At 74.9% G+C, this 16,160-nt stretch carries 15 protein-coding genes; 8 read left to right on the top strand and 7 right to left on the bottom strand.

Going from position 1 to position 16,160, the window contains the following annotated elements:
* Positions 1–9: 9 nt before the first annotated feature.
* Together ISOVA_RS08285 and ISOVA_RS08280 are read left to right on the top strand one after the other, a co-directional pair.
* On the top strand, positions 10–1,167 hold the full coding sequence (locus ISOVA_RS08285; protein WP_013838791.1) for an ATP-dependent DNA ligase: 1,158 nt from the start codon (positions 10–12) through the stop codon (positions 1,165–1,167).
* 36 nt (positions 1,168–1,203) lie between these two features.
* The gene (locus ISOVA_RS08280) at positions 1,204–1,758 is read left to right on the top strand and encodes a dihydrofolate reductase family protein (protein ID WP_013838790.1); all 555 of its coding nucleotides are present in this window, start codon (positions 1,204–1,206) and stop codon (positions 1,756–1,758) included.
* A gap of 34 nt (positions 1,759–1,792) precedes the next feature.
* Here the strand turns inward: ISOVA_RS08280 and ligD are convergent, their stop codons facing one another.
* The 4 genes from ligD to ISOVA_RS08260 form a co-directional block, all read right to left on the bottom strand.
* Positions 1,793–2,866 carry a non-homologous end-joining DNA ligase gene (ligD, locus tag ISOVA_RS08275; RefSeq protein ID WP_013838789.1) on the bottom strand — a complete coding sequence of 358 codons (1,074 nt, stop codon included), beginning with the start codon at positions 2,864–2,866 and terminating at the stop codon, positions 1,793–1,795.
* A gap of 9 nt (positions 2,867–2,875) precedes the next feature.
* A complete protein-coding gene (locus tag ISOVA_RS08270) occupies positions 2,876–3,457 on the bottom strand; it encodes a hypothetical protein (RefSeq protein WP_013838788.1) in 582 nt (193 codons plus the stop codon).
* A gap of 118 nt (positions 3,458–3,575) precedes the next feature.
* On the bottom strand, positions 3,576–5,264 hold the full coding sequence (locus ISOVA_RS08265) for a DUF349 domain-containing protein (protein WP_013838787.1): 1,689 nt from the start codon (positions 5,262–5,264) through the stop codon (positions 3,576–3,578).
* Complete coding sequence (locus ISOVA_RS08260) at positions 5,261–6,046, bottom strand: peptidylprolyl isomerase (RefSeq protein ID WP_013838786.1); 786 nt, start codon at positions 6,044–6,046, stop codon at positions 5,261–5,263. The genes ISOVA_RS08265 and ISOVA_RS08260 overlap by 4 nt, the downstream gene beginning before the upstream one ends.
* 148 nt (positions 6,047–6,194) lie before the next feature.
* Here ISOVA_RS08260 and ISOVA_RS08255 point away from each other — a divergent pair, with 148 nt between their 5' ends.
* Positions 6,195–6,914, top strand: a complete 720-nt coding sequence (locus ISOVA_RS08255) for an MBL fold metallo-hydrolase (protein ID WP_013838785.1) — start codon at positions 6,195–6,197, stop codon at positions 6,912–6,914.
* Positions 6,915–6,971: 57 nt separating this feature from the next.
* A complete protein-coding gene (gene hisS / locus ISOVA_RS08250) occupies positions 6,972–8,357 on the top strand; it encodes a histidine--tRNA ligase (protein ID WP_013838784.1) in 1,386 nt (461 codons plus the stop codon).
* Positions 8,358–8,360: 3 nt separating this feature from the next.
* Here the strand turns inward: hisS and ISOVA_RS08245 are convergent, their stop codons facing one another.
* Positions 8,361–8,627, bottom strand: coding sequence for a VOC family protein (locus ISOVA_RS08245; RefSeq protein WP_013838783.1), 267 nt, complete (start codon positions 8,625–8,627; stop codon positions 8,361–8,363).
* A 126-nt stretch (positions 8,628–8,753) separates the two neighbouring features.
* On the opposite strand from ISOVA_RS08245, the gene ISOVA_RS08240 reads away from it, so the two are divergent.
* Entirely contained in the window at positions 8,754–10,367 is a 1,614-nt protein-coding gene (locus tag ISOVA_RS08240) for an Rv2578c family radical SAM protein (RefSeq protein ID WP_013838782.1), read from the top strand.
* Between the two features lie 114 nt (positions 10,368–10,481).
* On the opposite strand, the gene ISOVA_RS08235 is transcribed toward ISOVA_RS08240, so the two are convergent.
* Entirely contained in the window at positions 10,482–11,462 is a 981-nt protein-coding gene (locus ISOVA_RS08235) for a DUF2332 domain-containing protein (protein ID WP_013838781.1), read from the bottom strand.
* A gap of 5 nt (positions 11,463–11,467) precedes the next feature.
* Positions 11,468–11,941, bottom strand: a complete 474-nt coding sequence (locus ISOVA_RS08230) for a PPOX class F420-dependent oxidoreductase (protein WP_013838780.1) — start codon at positions 11,939–11,941, stop codon at positions 11,468–11,470.
* Between the two features lie 120 nt (positions 11,942–12,061).
* On the opposite strand from ISOVA_RS08230, the gene aspS reads away from it, so the two are divergent.
* Genes aspS through ISOVA_RS08215 form a run of 3 tightly spaced genes read left to right on the top strand, consistent with a single transcriptional unit; the run spans position 12,062 to position 16,134 of the window.
* A complete protein-coding gene (gene aspS / locus ISOVA_RS08225) occupies positions 12,062–13,849 on the top strand; it encodes an aspartate--tRNA ligase (protein ID WP_013838779.1) in 1,788 nt (595 codons plus the stop codon).
* A complete protein-coding gene (locus tag ISOVA_RS08220) occupies positions 13,846–14,709 on the top strand; it encodes a GNAT family N-acetyltransferase (protein ID WP_013838778.1) in 864 nt (287 codons plus the stop codon). Before aspS ends, ISOVA_RS08220 begins: the two co-directional genes overlap by 4 nt.
* Positions 14,710–14,742: 33 nt before the next feature.
* A complete protein-coding gene (locus ISOVA_RS08215) occupies positions 14,743–16,134 on the top strand; it encodes a replication-associated recombination protein A (RefSeq protein ID WP_013838777.1) in 1,392 nt (463 codons plus the stop codon).
* Positions 16,135–16,160: the final 26 nt, after the last annotated feature.

Raw genomic sequence — 16,160 nt, 5'->3', positions numbered from 1 at the left:
TTCGCTGCCATGAGCCTGCCGCTGCAGCCGCCGATCCTGCCGATGCTCGCCAAGTCCGTGCCCGAGGTGCCGGAGCAGCCCGACGGCGACGCGCAGTGGGTCTACGAGCCCAAGTGGGACGGGTTCCGCGCGATCGTGTACCGCGACGGGGACGACGTCCGCATCGACTCGCGCAACGCCCGCCCCATGCAGCGCTACTTCCCCGAGGTGGTCGCGGCCGTGCTCGACGCGCTGCCCGAGCGGTGCGTCGTCGACGGCGAGATCGTGGTCGCGCGGCCCGACCCGGGCCCCGGACCGGCGCGGCTCGACTTCGACGCGCTCTCGCAGCGCATCCACCCGGCCGAGTCCCGCGTGCGGCTGCTCGCCGAGCAGACGCCCGCGAGCCTCGTGGTGTTCGACGTGCTCGCGCTCGGCGACGACGACCTGTCCCGCCGCCCGCTCGCGGAGCGCCTCGACGCCCTCGACGGGCTCGGGCTGTCCGGGCCGCACGTCTTCGCGACGCCGCGCACGCACGACACCGCGGTCGCTCGCGAGTGGTTCGAGGCGTTCGAGGGCGCCGGCCTCGACGGCGTCGTCGCCAAGCGGCTCGACGGGCGCTACGAGCCCAACAAGCGCACCCTGCTCAAGATCAAGCACGCCCGCACGGCGGACGTCGTGCTCGCCGGGTACCGGCTGCACAAGACGTCGACGCCCGCCGAGCCCCTCATCGGCTCGCTGCTGCTGGGCCTCTACGACGGGGACGAGGACGGCGACCCCGGGCAGCTGCAGTTCGTCGGAGTCGCGGCGTCGTTCCCGGCCGCCCGCCGGGCCGCGCTGCACGCCGAGCTGGCCCCGCTCGTGGTCGAGCCCGGCACGCCCGAGCACGAGGCGCACCCGTGGGCCGACTGGCAGGACCCGGCCGTCGCCGACGGCACCGCGGGGGAGCGGCGCCCCGGCGCCCAGTCCCGCTGGAGCGCGGGCAAGGACCTGTCGTTCACGCCCCTGCGCGTCGAGCGCGTGCTCGAGGTCGGTTACGACCACATGGAGGGCACCCGGTTCCGCCACACCGCGCAGTTCAAGCGCTGGCGCCCCGACCGCGACCCGACGTCGTGCACGTACGCCCAGCTCGAGGAGCCCGTGCGCTACGACCTCGGTTCGCTGCTGCCCGGCGCGCCGGGGACGGCCTGAGCGATGAGTCCGCCGCCGACCGGGGGTCACCAGGGCATGGGAACCCTGAGGTACGGCGTGATGACCTGCTCGCTCGACGGCTACGTCGCCGACGCCGACGGCAGCGTCGACTTCGCCTCGCCGAGCGAGGAGCTGCACGCGTTCGTCAACGACCTGGTGCGCGACACCCGCGTCTTCGTCATGGGCCGGCGCATGTTCGAGACGATGCGGGTCTGGGACACCTGGCCGACGGGCCAGAGCGCGGTCGAGGACGACTTCGCCGAGATCTGGGCCGGGGCCGACAAGGTCGTGTGCTCCGACTCGCTCACCGGCGTCGAGGCGCCGCGGACGACGTTCGAGCCGCGCCTGACCACCGACCGGCTCGGCGAGATCGTCGCCGCGACCGACGGCGTCGTGGAGGTGTCCGGTCCCACGACGGCGGCCGAGGCGCTGCGCGCCGGCATGGTCGACGAGCTGCTCCTGCTCGTGACGCCGGAGGTCCTCGGGGCGGGCCTGCCCGCCCTGCCCGACGTCGCGCGGCTGCACCTCGCGCTGACCGACCAGCGTGCGTTCGACGACGGCACGGTGTACCTGCGGTACGCGCGCCGCTGAGCGGCCGCGGCGCACGACGCTCCGTGGGCCGCCCTCAGGCGCGCGGACGGTCGCGGTCCCGGCTCGGCTGCACGCGCTTCGGCTCGCCCGGCATCTTCGGGTACTCGGGCGGGTAGGGCAGGTCGCCGAGCCCGTGCTCCTCCTCGTCGCGGCGCGCGAGCGCGAGCGCGGCGTCGAGCGAGCAGTCGAGCTCGGGGTCGCGGTCGGCGCGCAGGGCGGCGAACAGGTCGCCGCGCTCGGCGAACCGGGCCGGGACGGTCGTGACGTCGAAGTCGTCGGGGTGCACCTGGTCGACCTCGTCCCACTCGAGCGGCGTCGACACCGTGGCCCGCTTGTTGGGCCGGATCGAGTACGCCGAGGCGATGGTGCGGTCGCGGGCCATCTGGTTGTAGTCGACGAAGATCTTGGACCCGCGCTCCTCCTTCCACCACTTGGTGGTGACCCGGTCCGGGAGCCGCCGCTCGAGCTCGCGGCCGATCGCGATCGTCGCCCGGCGGGCCTGCACGAACGACCAGCGCGGCGCCAGCGGCACGAAGACGTGGATGCCTCGCCCGCCCGACGTCTTGGGGTAGCCCGTGAGGCCCAGCTCGCCGAGCAGCTCGCGCAGGTGCGGGGCCACGGCGGCCGCGTCGTCGAAGTCGGTGCCGGGCTGCGGGTCGAGGTCGATGCGCAGCTGGTCGACCGCCTCCACGTCGTCGCGCCGCACCGGCCACGGGTGGAACGTCAGCGTGCCGAGGTTCGCCGCCCACGCGACGACGGCCAGCTCGGTCGGGGCCACCTCGTCGGCGGTGCGGCCCGAGGGGAACGCGATCGTGGCGGTCTCGACGTACTCGGGGGCACCCTTGGGCACGCGCTTCTGGTAGAACGCGTCGCCGCGGTTGTCGGCGCGCGTGGCCATCACCGCGCCCTCGAACACGCCCTTGGGCCAGCGCTCGAGCGTCGTGGGGCGGTGCAGCAGCGCGCCGAGGATCCCGTCGCCCACGGACAGGAAGTACTCGACCACCTGGAGCTTGGTGATGCCGCGCTCGGGGAACACGACCCGGTCGGGGCTGGTGACGCGGACGGGGCGGCCGTCGGCCTCGAGCTCGACGGCGTTCGCGGAGGCCATGCGCCCAAACTAGGGCACGCCCGCCCCGACCGCAGCGGCCAGCACGCGGCGCGCGCGCGGCCGGCCCACCACGCGGGCGCGCAGCTCGAGCGCGCGACGGGCCGCGTCGAGGTCGACGCCGCACTCCTCCACCAGGGCGCGGATCGCGGCCACGGCCACGTCGACGTCCTCGCGCACCGCCAGGTCGACGACGGTGCGCACCGCCGTCGTGACCGGCACGCCGGCGAGGTGGACGACGTCCGTCGCCAGGAGGGGCTCCTGCCACACGTGCGCGCCGACCCACACCTCGGGGCGGTGCCGGCCGGTCGGGTAGGCCAGGTGGAGCACCCCGTCGTCGGGCACGCCCGCGTGCAGCCAGGCGGCCGTCCTGCCGGCGACCACCGACCCGCCCGGGACCGGCGGCAGCGCCCGCGCGCGCACCTCGGCGTCCACCGGGGTGCCGGCCGGCACCGCGCACCGTCCGCGCACGACCCGCAGGGCGCCGTCGCGCACGAGGCAGTCCCACGCGACCGGCCCGCCGACATGCTCGGGCGTCACGAGCGCCGGGCGGGGCGCAGGCCGGGGGTCGAGAAGAGCGGCGAGGCGGACCACGACCGCACACTAGGCCGCGACCCGGACCGCCGGCGCGACGACACGGCCCGGCCTGTGGACCCGTGCGGGATCCACAGGCCGGGCCGTCGACGTCGAGAGGCGTCCGGCGCGCGCAGGGTCAGCCGCGCGACTCCTCGGCGGCCTTGACGACCTGCTCGAGCCACGCGCGCCGGGCGGCGATCGCACCCTCGAGCTCGTCGGCCTTGCGCCGGTCGCCAGCCTCGCGCGCCGCGGCCAGGTCCGCCTCCAGGCCCTCGATCGCGGCCTCGAGCTGGGCCGCCGCACCCTCGGCACGGGCCCGGGTCTCGGGGTTCGTGCGCGTCCACTGCGCCTGCTCGGCGTCACGGATCGCGTTCTCGACCGCCCGGAGCCGGCCCTCGACGCGCTGGACGTCGCCGCGCGGGACCTTGCCCGCCTCCTCCCAGCGCTCCTGGATGCCGCGCAGGGCGGCCTTGGCGGCGCCCAGGTCGGTGATCGGCAGCAGCGCCTCGGCCTCGGCGAGCAGCGCCTCCTTGACCTTGAGGTTCTCCGCGTACTCCGCGTCGACCGCGGCGTTCGCGGCGTCGCGCGCGGCGAAGAAGTGGTCCTGCGCGGCGCGGAACCGGGCCCACAGGGCGTCGTCGTCCTTGCGGCTCGCGCGGCCGGCCGCCTTCCACCGCGTCATGAGGTCGCGGTACGAGGCCGCCGTCGCACCCCAGTCGGTGCTGTCCTGCAGCGCCTCTGCCTCGGCGACCAGCTTCTCCTTGGCGGCCTTCGCGGAGGCGTTGCGCTGCTCGAGCTCGGCGAAGAAGTGCCGGCGTTCGCGGTCGAACGCGGTCCGCGCGTGGCTGAACCGCTTCCACAGCGACTCCTCGGTGGGCCGGTCGATGCGCGGACCCGAGCGCTGCGCCTCCTTCCAGCGGTCGAGCAGCCGGCGCAGCTCCTCGCCCGCGGGGCGCCACTGCATCTTGGACGGGTCGGTCTCGGCGATGCGCTCGGCCGCCTCGACGATCTCGGTGCGCGCCTCGATCGCGCGGGCCTTGGCGGCGGCCCGCTCCTCCTCGAGCGCCGCGCGGCGCTCGGCCGCGCGCGTGCGCAGGGCGTCGACGCGAGCGCGCAGCCCGTCGAGGTCGCCCACCGCGGCCGGCTCGGCCGTCTCCTCGCCCAGCTTCGCGAGCGTCTGGTCGATCTCGCGCACCGACAGGTCGGCGCTCTCGAGGCGCGTCTCGAACAGCGCCACCTTGGCGACCAGGTCGAGGTAGCGGCGGACGTACAGGCTCAGCGCCTCGGACTCCGGCACACCGGGGAACTGCCCGACGACGCGCTCGCCCGCCGCCTCGCGGACGTAGACGTTGCCCTCCTCGTCCACGCGGCCGAACGTCGACGCGGCCGCCGTCTCCGCGGCGTCGTGCACCGGCGGGACGACCGGCGTCGGCGCGGTCTCGGGCTTCGCGGCCGGCTTGACCGCCGCGGGCGTCGGGCGGCGCAGCGCCGACGGCTTCGGCGCCCCGGCCAGCGCCGACGGCTTCGGAGCGGCCGGTGCCGTCTCGGCCGGGGCCTCCTCGGCGGCCGGGGCCTCTTCGGCGGCGGGTTCCTCGGCGGCCGGGGCCCCTTCGGTGGCGGTCGTCTCGTCCTGCGTCGCGGTGTCGTCCGGGGCGCCCTCGGGCGCGGCGGGAGCCTCGTCGGACGCCTCGGCGGGCTCCTGGGTCGGCTCCTCGGCGGGCGCCTCGGTGGCCGTGCCGGGTTCGGTCGGAGTCTCGGCCTGCTCCTGGTCGACGGCGGCCTCGGGCTTCTCGGGGCCGGTCGAGCCGGGGGTGCTCTCGCTCACTGGGTCTCAACTCCTTCGATGATGACGGGGCTGGCGGGGGAGCCGTCGCCGGCTCCGTCCACCGTGCCCGCGTCAGCGACTGCCTGGACGACGTCCAGGCCGGACGTGACGGTGCCGAACACCGTGTACCCGCCCGCGGTGTCGGACGGGATGGTGGAATCCTGGTACACCAGGAAGAACTGGGAGCCCATCGACGCGCCGTCGCCGCCGCGCCGCGCCATCGCGAGCGTGCCGGCCGGGTAGACGTCGTCCTCGGGCGCGTTCTCGATGGGTCCGAACTGGTAGCCGGGCCCGCCCGTGCCGGTCGCGGTGGGGTCGCCGCACTGCAGCACGTAGATGCCCGACGTCGTCAGGCGGTGGCAGTGCGTGTCGTCGAAGTAGCCCTGCTGCGCGAGCGACACGAAGCTGGCCACGGCCTGCGGCGCGTTCTCGCCGTCGAGCTCGAGCACGACGTCGGACACCTCGCCGTCGACGCACAGGGTGAGCGTGGCGGTCCAGGTCCGGCCCTCGGCGACGGACGGGTCGGGCAGCGCACCGCCCGTGCGCGCGGTCGTCGACCCCTCGGGGCACCCGTTCGTCGAGGGGGTCGCGGCGACGTCGGCCGGGGCGTCGGCGCTGCTCAGGCCCGCGACGAGCGCACCACCGCCCACCAGGGCAAGCGCGGCGACGAGCGCCACGACCATGGAGACGCGGCGCCGACGCTCGCGCGCCCTCGCCTGCCGCTGCTCCCACTTCGCCTGCCGCTTGCGCGCGTAGTCGCGCTCGCGCTTGCTGGCCGCCACCGCCGCGCCACCTCCCTGCTCCTGTCGGCCGCCGACCACCGGCGACACGCGTGCGGGGGACAGTCTAGGCGCCGCGACGCAGGTCACACCGCGCCCCCTCGCGCCCCGCGGACCGGGGAGGGCCGGGGCGGGCGCTAGCGTGACCGTCATGGAGGTCCACGTCGTCGTCGCGCCCGTGTTCGCCACCAATTGCTGCGTCGTGGTCGCGGGCCCGCGGCACGACGACGGCACGCGCGACTGCGTCGTCGTCGACCCCGGGGCGGGGGTCGCCGACGGGGTCGCCCGCGTGGTCGACGACCGGCGGCTGCGCGTGCGCGCGGTCCTCGCGACGCACGGTCATGTCGACCACACGTGGGACGCCGCCGCCCTCTGCGAGCGGTACGGGGTGCCGATGCGGCTGCACGCCGCCGACGCCTACCGGCTCACGGACCCGTTCGGCACGCTCGGCCTCGGCGCCGGCGGTCCCGGGGTGAGCGGCGCCCTGCGGCAGGCCCTCGCCGGGCTCGGGCTGCGCGCCGAGGACCACCGCGCTCCGTCCCGCGTCGAGCCCTTCGACGGCGACGGTCGCACCCTGACGGCAGGCGACGTCGTCCTGCGCGCCGTGCACGCCCCGGGTCACACCGAGGGCTCGACGCTCTACGTCCTCGACGACGCCGACCCGCCCGGCGTCGTCCTGGCGGGCGACGTGCTCTTCGCCGGCTCCGTCGGGCGCACGGACCTGCCCGGCGGCGACCCGGAGACGATGCGGGCGACTCTGCGCGACGTCGTCGCACGCCTCGACCCGGCCCTCGCGGTCGTGCCCGGGCACGGGCCGGCGACCACCGTGGGCCAGGAGCTCGCCACGAACCCGTTCCTCGCGGCCCGCTGACCGGGAGGCGCGCACCGCCGTCGTCGGGGGACCGCCGGATCTGGGAAGATCGTGCCCATGGCACGCCCCACCCCGCTCTCCGGCTTCCCCGAATGGCTCCCCGACGGTCGCGTCGTGGAGCAGCACGTCCTCGAGGTGCTGCGCCGCACCTTCGAGCTCCACGGGTTCGCGGGGATCGAGACGCGGGCGGTCGAGCCGCTCGACCAGCTGCTGCGCAAGGGCGAGACCTCCAAGGAGGTCTACGTGCTGCGCCGCCTGCAGGCCGAGGAGGGCGAGAGCGCCTCGGACGACAAGGGCGAGAAGCAGCTCGGCCTGCACTTCGACCTCACCGTGCCGTTCGCGCGGTACGTCCTCGAGAACGCCGGCCGGCTCGCGTTCCCGTTCAAGCGCTACCAGATCCAGAAGGTCTGGCGGGGCGAGCGCCCGCAGGAGGGTCGCTTCCGCGAGTTCGTCCAGGCCGACATCGACGTCGTCGGCGCCGGCGAGCTGCCGTACCACTACGAGGTCGAGCTGCCGCTCGTCATGGCCGAGGCGCTCGGCGCGCTGCGCGAGATCGGCGTGCCCGAGGTGCGCATCCTCGTCAACAACCGCAAGGTCGCCGAGGGCTTCTACCGCGGGCTCGGACTCGGCGACGTCGAGGGCGTGCTGCGCCAGGTCGACAAGCTCGACAAGATCGGGCCCGACGCCGTCGCCGAGCTGCTCGTCGCCGAGCAGGGCGCGACGCCCGAGCAGGCCAAGGCATGCCTCGAGCTGGCCGCGATCTCGGGCACGGACGCGTCCGTCGTGGAGCAGGTGCGTGCGCTCGCGGCGTCGTACGACGCGGTCACGGACCTGCTGGAGACCGGGCTCGCCGAGCTGCGCGCGCTGGTCGAGGCGGCGGCGCGCCGCGCGCCCGGCGTCGTCGTCGCCGACCTGAAGATCGCGCGCGGCCTCGACTACTACACCGGCTCGGTCTACGAGACGGTGCTCGTCGGCCACGAGCAGCTGGGCTCCATCTGCTCGGGCGGCCGCTACGACACCCTCGCTTCGGACGGCAAGAACACCTACCCGGGCGTGGGGCTGTCGATCGGCGTCTCGCGTCTCGTGTCGCGGCTGCTGTCCGCGGGCCTCGTGCGCGCGACGCGCGGCGTGCCCGCCGCGGTGCTCGTCGCGGTGACCGACGAGGAGACGCGCGAGGCCTCGGACGCGGTCGCCACCGCGCTGCGGGCGCGCGGCATCCCGGCCGACGTCGCCCCGACCGCCGCGAAGTTCGGCAAGCAGATCAGGTACGCCGACCGGCGCGGCATCCCCTTCGTGTGGTTCCCCGGCACCACCGGCGAGGACGGCGTGCGCGGCGCGGACCAGGTCAAGGACATCCGCTCGGGCGAGCAGGTCGACGCCGACGCCGCGACGTGGGAGCCGCCCGCGGAGGACCTGTGGCCGCGCGTCGTGCCGGGGGAGTGACGCTCAGACCTCGATGAGCGCGAGCACGTTGCGCGCGGGGTCGCGGAACCAGGCGATCGTCGGGCCGCGCGACGGGTCGGTGCTGCGCACGATCCCGTCGTCGTCCTGCGGCATGCCGGGGTAGCGCTCGAGCTGCACGCCGGTGACGTCGAGCTCGAGCCCCATCGGCGAGCGGTTCACCGCGAGCCCGAGCGTGTCGCGGTAGAAGCGCTCGGCGGCGTCGAGGTCGTCGACGGAGAATCCGCTGAACGCGCGGTGCACGGTGACCATGGGTGCCTCCTGGTGTCGGTGCCCGGCGGCGGTCCGCCGGGCCATGACATGTGGACCGGCGGGAGGGCGCCCGGCTCACCGGTCCCGCGCTTGACCACCCATTAGAACGCATGTTCGAATGGGTGGGTGAGATGGGACGGGCAGTCGATCACCGCCGACGACGGCGCACTGCCGGGCCTCGAGCTGGCGGGCCTGGCCCGCGCGGGCCTGGTGCGCAGCGTGCGCACGCCCGAGTTCGCCGGCATCACGTTCCACGAGGTGCTGGCCAAGAGCGCGCTGTCCAAGGTGCCCGCCGCCTCGCGCATGCCGTTCCGGTGGACGATCAACCCGTACCGCGGCTGCAGCCATGCATGTCGGTACTGCGTGGGGCCCGAGACGCCCGTGCTGATGGGCGACGGGACGTGGCGCGCCATCGGAAAGCTGGTGCCGGGTGACGAGGTGATGGGCACCGAGGTGGTCGGCGGCGAGCGGCGCTACGTCGTGACCGCCGTCGTCGACAGGTGGGAGACGCGCAAGCCCGCCTACCGCGTGACCCTGAGCGACGGCACCGAGCTCGTGGCCTCGGGGGACCACCGCTTCCTCGCCGAGGACGGCTGGCGCTACGTCGCCGCAGCGCCCGACGGGGAGCGCGTGCTGACCGAGGGGGTGCGGCTCCTCGGGCCGGGGCGTCAGGCCGACGGAACGGTCTCTCCGGTGGCCGGCCGGGTGGACGCAGCCGGAGGGCTCACCGTCGTGAGCGTGACGTCGCTCGGTCCGCGGCTGCGCGACCTGGTCGACATCACGACCGGCACGGGAGACTTCGTCGCCGCCGGCGTCGTCAGCCACAACTGCTTCGCCCGGCCCACCCACGAGTACCTCGACCTCGACGCGGGCAAGGACTTCGACTCCGAGGTCGTCGTCAAGATCAACGTCGACGAGGTGCTGCGCGCCGAGCTGGCCAAGAAGTCGTGGCAGCGCGAGCCGGTCGCACTCGGCACGAACACCGACCCGTACCAGCGTGCCGAGGGGCGCTACACGCTCATGCCGGGGATCATCACGGCGCTCGCGGACTCCGGCACGCCGTTCTCGATCCTCACCAAGGGCACGCTCCTGCGCCGCGACCTGCCGCTCATCGCCGAGGCGGCGCAGAAGGTCCAGGTCGGGCTCGGAGTCTCCCTGGCCTTCGTCGACAAGGAGCTGCAGCAGTCGGTCGAGCCGGGCACCCCGACGCCGCAGGCCCGCCTCGACCTCGTGCGCGCCGTGCGCGACGCCGGTCTGCCGTGCGGCGTCATGGTCGCTCCGGTGCTGCCTTGGCTCACGGACTCGCGCGACCACCTCCGGCGGCTTCTCGACGCGATCGCGGAGGCGGGCGCGACGGGCGTGACCGTCATCCCGCTCCACCTCAAGCCCGGCACGCGCGAGTGGTACCTGCAGTGGCTCGAGCGCGAGCACCCCGAGCTCGTCGACGGGTACGGGCGCGTGTACGCGCGCGGCACGTACGCGCTGAAGGCCTACCGCACCTGGCTGTGGGAGCGGGTGCAGCCGCTGCTGCACGAGCGCGGCTTCGGCTCGTCCGGTCATCGGGCGCGCTCGGGCGTGACTGGCCGGTACGACGACGAGCTGCGCCCGCACCACGAGGGTGACTACCCGTCCGGATCCATGGCGAGGTCCGCGGACGGTGGCGGCGCGGTCGCGGGCATGCCGGTGGACGGCAGCGGCCTGGAGGTGGCGGGCGCCGGCGTCGAGCAGGTGCTGTTCTGACCCGTGCTCTCGCGGGCCGCACGACGGCTCACCGGACGAACGAGAACCACAGCACGAACACGCACAGCAGGAGCATGCCGGTCGCGTTCACGAAGAAGTTGCGTCCTACGACGGTCAGAACCAGGCGAGCGAGCGCCCGTGCTGGTGCGCCCACGCCACGGCGTCGCCGTCGACCCCGAGCACCATCGTCGGCTCCTCGGGCAGGGGTGGTGCGCCGTCGAGCAGCGACGGCAGGACGTCGGGGAGCTCGATGCCCACCCAGCGGCAGGCGCCGTCGGCCACGAGCGTGCGCATCATCGCGTCGAAGCGCTGCCGGTCGTGCGCGCTCAGGTACATGATCACGGCCGTGTGGACGACCACCACCTCGCCGTGGGCGGCCGCCTCCTCGACGAGCCGGGGGACCTCCACCAGCAGGTCGCCCTCGACGACCGGGGGCGGCTCCGCCCGCGCCAGCTCCACGGCGCGGCGGAGCTGAGCGCGCCGGTCGTCGTTCTCCGGCCACACGAGGCGCTCCAGCCACGCCACCGCGTCGTCGTCTCGCACGTCGAGCGGGCGCAGGTCGACCCCGGCACGCCACGCGACGTCGGGAGGCGCCGCCGGGAGCGGGGCGGCGCCGGTGACCGTGCACGCCAGGCGCGGCTCGGGCCCGACGGCGACCACGCCGTCGGGCGTCGACCACGCGTAGCCCCACCGGTCGGGGTAGAGGCACAGGCCGGCACTCGCACCCGCTTCGACCAGGGCGAGCGGGCGGTCGGCGCCGAGGCCCGCGAACGCCGGGACCAGGGTGGCGAGCCGGCCCACCTCGTTGGTCTGCGTCACGTGCGTCAGGACGGTCGCACGGATCGTGCCGTCGTCGGCCAGCAGCGCGTCGCGCAGCCCGGCGTACGGTCCGGGCGCCGGCACGCCGTGGAGGCGGGCGGCGGCGAACACGAGCGTCGGGTGCTGCTTGTCCCGCGGCAGCGCGGCGAGCCAGGCGAGCACCTCGGCGTCGGCAGCGACCCCGCGCGCCCAGGCGGCGTAGCACGGCGACCCGCCCGACGTCGCCCAGGCGGCGAAGCCGGCGTACGTGCGAGCGATGTCGGCGGCCGCCGCCACCGCGGTCAGTCCTCCTCGACCAGCCGAGCGGGGAAGCCGCCGGTCGCGACGGGGCCCCAGCGCTCGATCGTGATCCGGACGATCGACTTGCCCTGGTCCACCATGGCCTGGCGGTACTCGTCCCAGTCGGGGTGCTCCTTGCCCGCCGCGGCCCGGTAGTACTCGACGAGGGGCTCGACCGACTCGGGGACGTCGAGCACCTCCGCGGTGCCGTCGACCTGGACCCAGGCGTCGCCGAAGTCGTCTCCGAGAGAGACGAACGACGCCTGCGGACGCCGGCGAAGGTTGCGGACCTTGGCGCGCTCGGGGTACGTCGAGATCACCACGCGACCCTCGCCGTCGACCCCGTACGTCACCGGGCTCAGCTGCGGGCAGCCGTCCGTGCGCGTCGTCACGAGCACGCCGTTGCGGCGCGAGCGCAGGAAGTCCAGCAGCTCGTCACGGTCGACGGTCGTGTTCGTGGCGATCTGCCGGGCCATCGCAATCTCCTCGCGGTCGGGTGGGCTGCACGCACTAGACTCGCACAGGCGCCGGGCGCGTCCGCGCCGTCGGCGCACCGCCCGACGTCGACATCCCGACACGTTCGAAAGGACCCCTCCGTGCTCCGCACCCACACGGCCGGCTCACTGCGGGCCGAGCACATCGGCCAGACCGTCACCCTCACGGGGTGGGTCGATCGCCGCCGGGATCACGGAGGAGTGGCCTTCATCGACCTGCGGGACGCCTCCGGCATCGCCCAGGTCGTCATCCGCGACGAGTCGGTCGCCCACCCGCTGCGCGCCGAGTTCGTGCTCCAGGTGACCGGCGAGGTCTCGCGCCGCCCCGAGGGCAACGCCAACCCGAACCTCGCCACGGGCGAGATCGAGGTCATCGCTCGCGACGTCGTCGTGCTCAACGAGTCCGCGCCGCTGCCGTTCCAGGTCTCGACCGCGATCGCGGACACGGAGACCGTCGGCGAGGAGGCGCGCCTCAAGCACCGCTACCTCGACATCCGCCGCCCGCAGCAGGCGCACGCGCTGCGCCTGCGCGCCAAGGTCAACGCCGCGGCACGTCGCGTCCTGGACGGCCACGACTTCGTCGAGGTGGAGACGCCCACCCTGACCCGGTCGACGCCCGAGGGCGCCCGCGACTTCCTCGTGCCGGCCCGCCTCGCGCCCGGCTCCTGGTACGCGCTGCCGCAGTCGCCGCAGCTGTTCAAGCAGCTCCTCATGGTCGGCGGCCTCGAGCGCTACTACCAGATCGCGCGCTGCTACCGCGACGAGGACTTCCGCGCCGACCGCCAGCCCGAGTTCACGCAGCTCGACGTCGAGATGAGTTTCGTCGACCAGGACGACGTCATCGCCCTCACCGAGGAGCTGCTCACCGAGATCTGGAAGCTGGTCGACGTCCAGGTCCCCACCCCGATCGAGCGCATCACCTACGCCGACGCCATGCGCCTGTACGGCACGGACAAGCCCGACCTGCGCTTCGGCAACCCGCTCGTCGAGCTGACCGAGTACTTCAAGGACACCCCGTTCCGGGTGTTCCAGTCGGAGTACGTCGGCGCCGTCGTCATGCCCGGCGGTGCCTCGCAGCCGCGCCGCCAGTTCGACGCCTGGCAGGAGTGGGCCAAGCAGCGCGGCGCCCGCGGCCTGGCGTACGTGACGTTCGGCGAGGACGGCAGCCTCGGCGGCCCCGTCGCCAAGAACCTGTCCGACGCCGAGCGCGAGGGCCTCGCCGCCGCGACCGGCGCGCAGCCGGGCGACGCGGTGTTCTTCGCCGCGGGCAAGACGTCGGAGGCCCGGTCGCTGCTCGGCGCCGCCCGCCTCGAGATCGCGCACCGTACCGGGCAGATCGACCCGGACGCCTGGTCGTTCGTGTGGGTCGTCGACGCCCCGCTGTTCAAGCCCACGGGCGAGGACGACGACGTCGCGGTCGGCCACTCCGCCTGGACGGCCGTGCACCACGCCTTCACCTCGCCGCACCCAGAGTGGGTCGACCGCTTCGAGGAGGACCCGGGCAACGCGCTGGCGTACGCCTACGACATCGTCTGCAACGGCAACGAGATCGGCGGCGGGTCGATCCGTATCCACCGCCGCGACGTCCAGGAGCGCGTCTTCCAGGTCATGGGCATCGGCCCGGCCGAGGCGCAGGAGAAGTTCGGCTTCCTGCTCGACGCGTTCAAGTACGGCGCCCCGCCGCACGGCGGCATCGCGTTCGGCTGGGACCGCATCGTCGCGCTGCTGACGAAGTCGCCGTCCATCCGCGACGTCATCGCGTTCCCCAAGTCCGGCGGCGGCTACGACCCGCTCACCGACGCGCCCGCGCCGATCACCCCGGAGCAGCGCAAGGAGGCCGGCGTCGACGTCGTCCCCGAGGCCGTCACGGCGGCCGCCGCAGGGGAGTGAGCCTCCAGCTCGAAGCCGGGAGGATCGCGCTCGCGGGCGTCGACCTCCCGGCCCGCTGGGCGACCCACCCCGTCGTCGTCGCGGAGAACGTCCGCCGCGGGTGGGACGCCACGCACGTGTGGTTCGACGACGACGCGCTGCTCGCCCGGCTGCGCTGGCGCGCGCGGACCGACGGCGAGGCGCCCGACGTGCCGTTCGCCGTCGAGCACGACGACGCGGGCGTCAGCCTGCTCGCCGTCGGGGAGCCCGACGCCGCCGCACGGCTCGTCCTCGACGCCGACGCGCAGCTGCGGGCCGACGGGCGCGCGCTCGGCCCCGTGACGCGCACGTCGGTGCCGCGCGGGACGCACCGGGCGCTCGCGGCGCTCGCCGCAGCACGCGGCGTCGACGCCCCGGCGCCGTTCGACCGGCCGCCGTCCGGCGCCTGGGACTGGCTCGGGACGACGGCGGAACCGCCGGCGCAGCCCGGCGAGGACCGCGTCGTCGAGCTCGCGGGCGAGGACGGGCGCGCCGAGGTGGCCGAGTGCCTCGCCGTCGCGCACCCGCACGGCGAGCTGCCCGTCGACGAGCCGCGCTCGCGCTGGTTCGGCTGGCGCGACCACGACGGCGTGCTGCGCGGCGTCGTCGGCGCCTCGCGGCGGGTGCCCGGCCAGCCCTGGGTGCTCGGGTCGGTCGGCACCGACCCCGCCTGGCGCGGACGCGGGATCGCCGCCGCGGTCACCGCCGTCGCGACCCGCGAGGGCCTCGCCGAGGCACCCATGGTCACCCTCGGCATGTACGCCGACAACGACACCGCGCGCCGGCTCTACCGCCGCCTCGGGTACGAGGTCGCCCAGGAGTTCGAGAGCTGGCGCCCCTGAGGGCTGTCGGCGGGCGTCCGTAGGCTGGGCCGCATGGATCTGTTCGATGCCGTGACCACCGGTGAGCACGGGACGCCGGTGACCACGCGCACCGGGCCGGGCGCGCCCCTCGCGGTCCGCATGCGGCCCGCCTCCCTCGACGAGGTCGCCGGCCAGGCGCACCTGCTGGTGCCCGGCTCGCCCCTGCGCCGCCTCGTCGAGCCCGCGGACGAGGCCGCCCGCCGCGCCGCCCCCGGCTCCGTCATCCTCTGGGGCCCGCCGGGCGTCGGCAAGACCACGCTCGCCTACCTCGTCGCGACCGTCTCCGGACGCCGGTTCGTCGAGCTCTCCGCCGTCACCGCGGGCGTCAAGGAGGTCCGCCAGGTCGTCGAGGACGCCCGGCGCCGCCTCGCGACCGGCGGCGAGGAGACCGTGCTGTTCATCGACGAGGTGCACCGCTTCTCCAAGACCCAGCAGGACGCCCTGCTGCCCAGCGTCGAGAACCGGTGGGTCACGCTCGTCGCCGCGACGACCGAGAACCCGTCGTTCTCCGTCAACTCGCCGCTCCTCAGCCGCTCGCTCCTGCTCACGCTCAAGCCGCTCACGTCCGACGACGTGCGCGCTCTCGTACGACGCGCGGTGAGCGACGAGCGCGGGCTCGGCGACGCCGTCGCGCTCGACGCCGACGCCGAGGACCAGCTCGTGCGCATGGCCGGCGGCGACGCCCGCAAGGCGCTCACCATCCTCGAGGCCGCGGCCGGCGCGGCGCTCGCGGACGGCGCGGCGACCGCCGACCCGACGTCCGGCACGCCGGTGACGGTCGACCTCGCGACCGTCGAGCGCGCGGTCGACGTCGCCGCCGTGCGGTACGACCGCGACGGCGACCAGCACTACGACGTGATCTCCGCGTTCATCAAGTCGATCCGCGGCTCGGACGTCGACGCGGCGCTCCACTACCTCGCGCGGATGGTCGCCGCGGGGGAGGACCCGCGGTTCATCGCGCGCCGGCTCGTGATCTCGGCCGCCGAGGACGTCGGCATGGCCGATCCTTCCGCGCTGCAGACCGCCGTGGCCGCCGCGCAGGCCGTCCAGCTCATCGGCATGCCCGAGGGGCGGATCGTGCTCGCCGAGGCCGTCGTCCACCTCGCGACGGCGCCCAAGTCCAACCGCGCCTACGCCGGCATCAACGCGGCGATGGAGGACGTGCGCGCCGGGCGCATCGGCGTCGTGCCCGCGCACCTGCGCGACGCGCACTACGCGGGCGCGGAGAAGATCGGGCACGGCAAGGGGTACGTCTACTCGCACGACGAGCCGCACGCGATCGCCGCGCAGCAGTACCTGCCCGACGAGCTCGTCGGGCGGCGGTACTACACGCCCAGCGACCGCGGCTACGAGCGCCATGTCGCCGACCGATTGGAGCGCATCCGCGAGATCCTCGACCGCTGACGTTTCTGCCACCCCCGCGAGATAGC

It is taken from the genome of Isoptericola variabilis 225, from assembly GCF_000215105.1.
Taxonomy (GTDB): Bacteria; Actinomycetota; Actinomycetes; order Actinomycetales; family Cellulomonadaceae; genus Isoptericola; species Isoptericola variabilis_A.
Note: the sequence above shows the minus strand (reverse complement) of the source record. Positions and strands in the feature narration are given on the sequence as shown.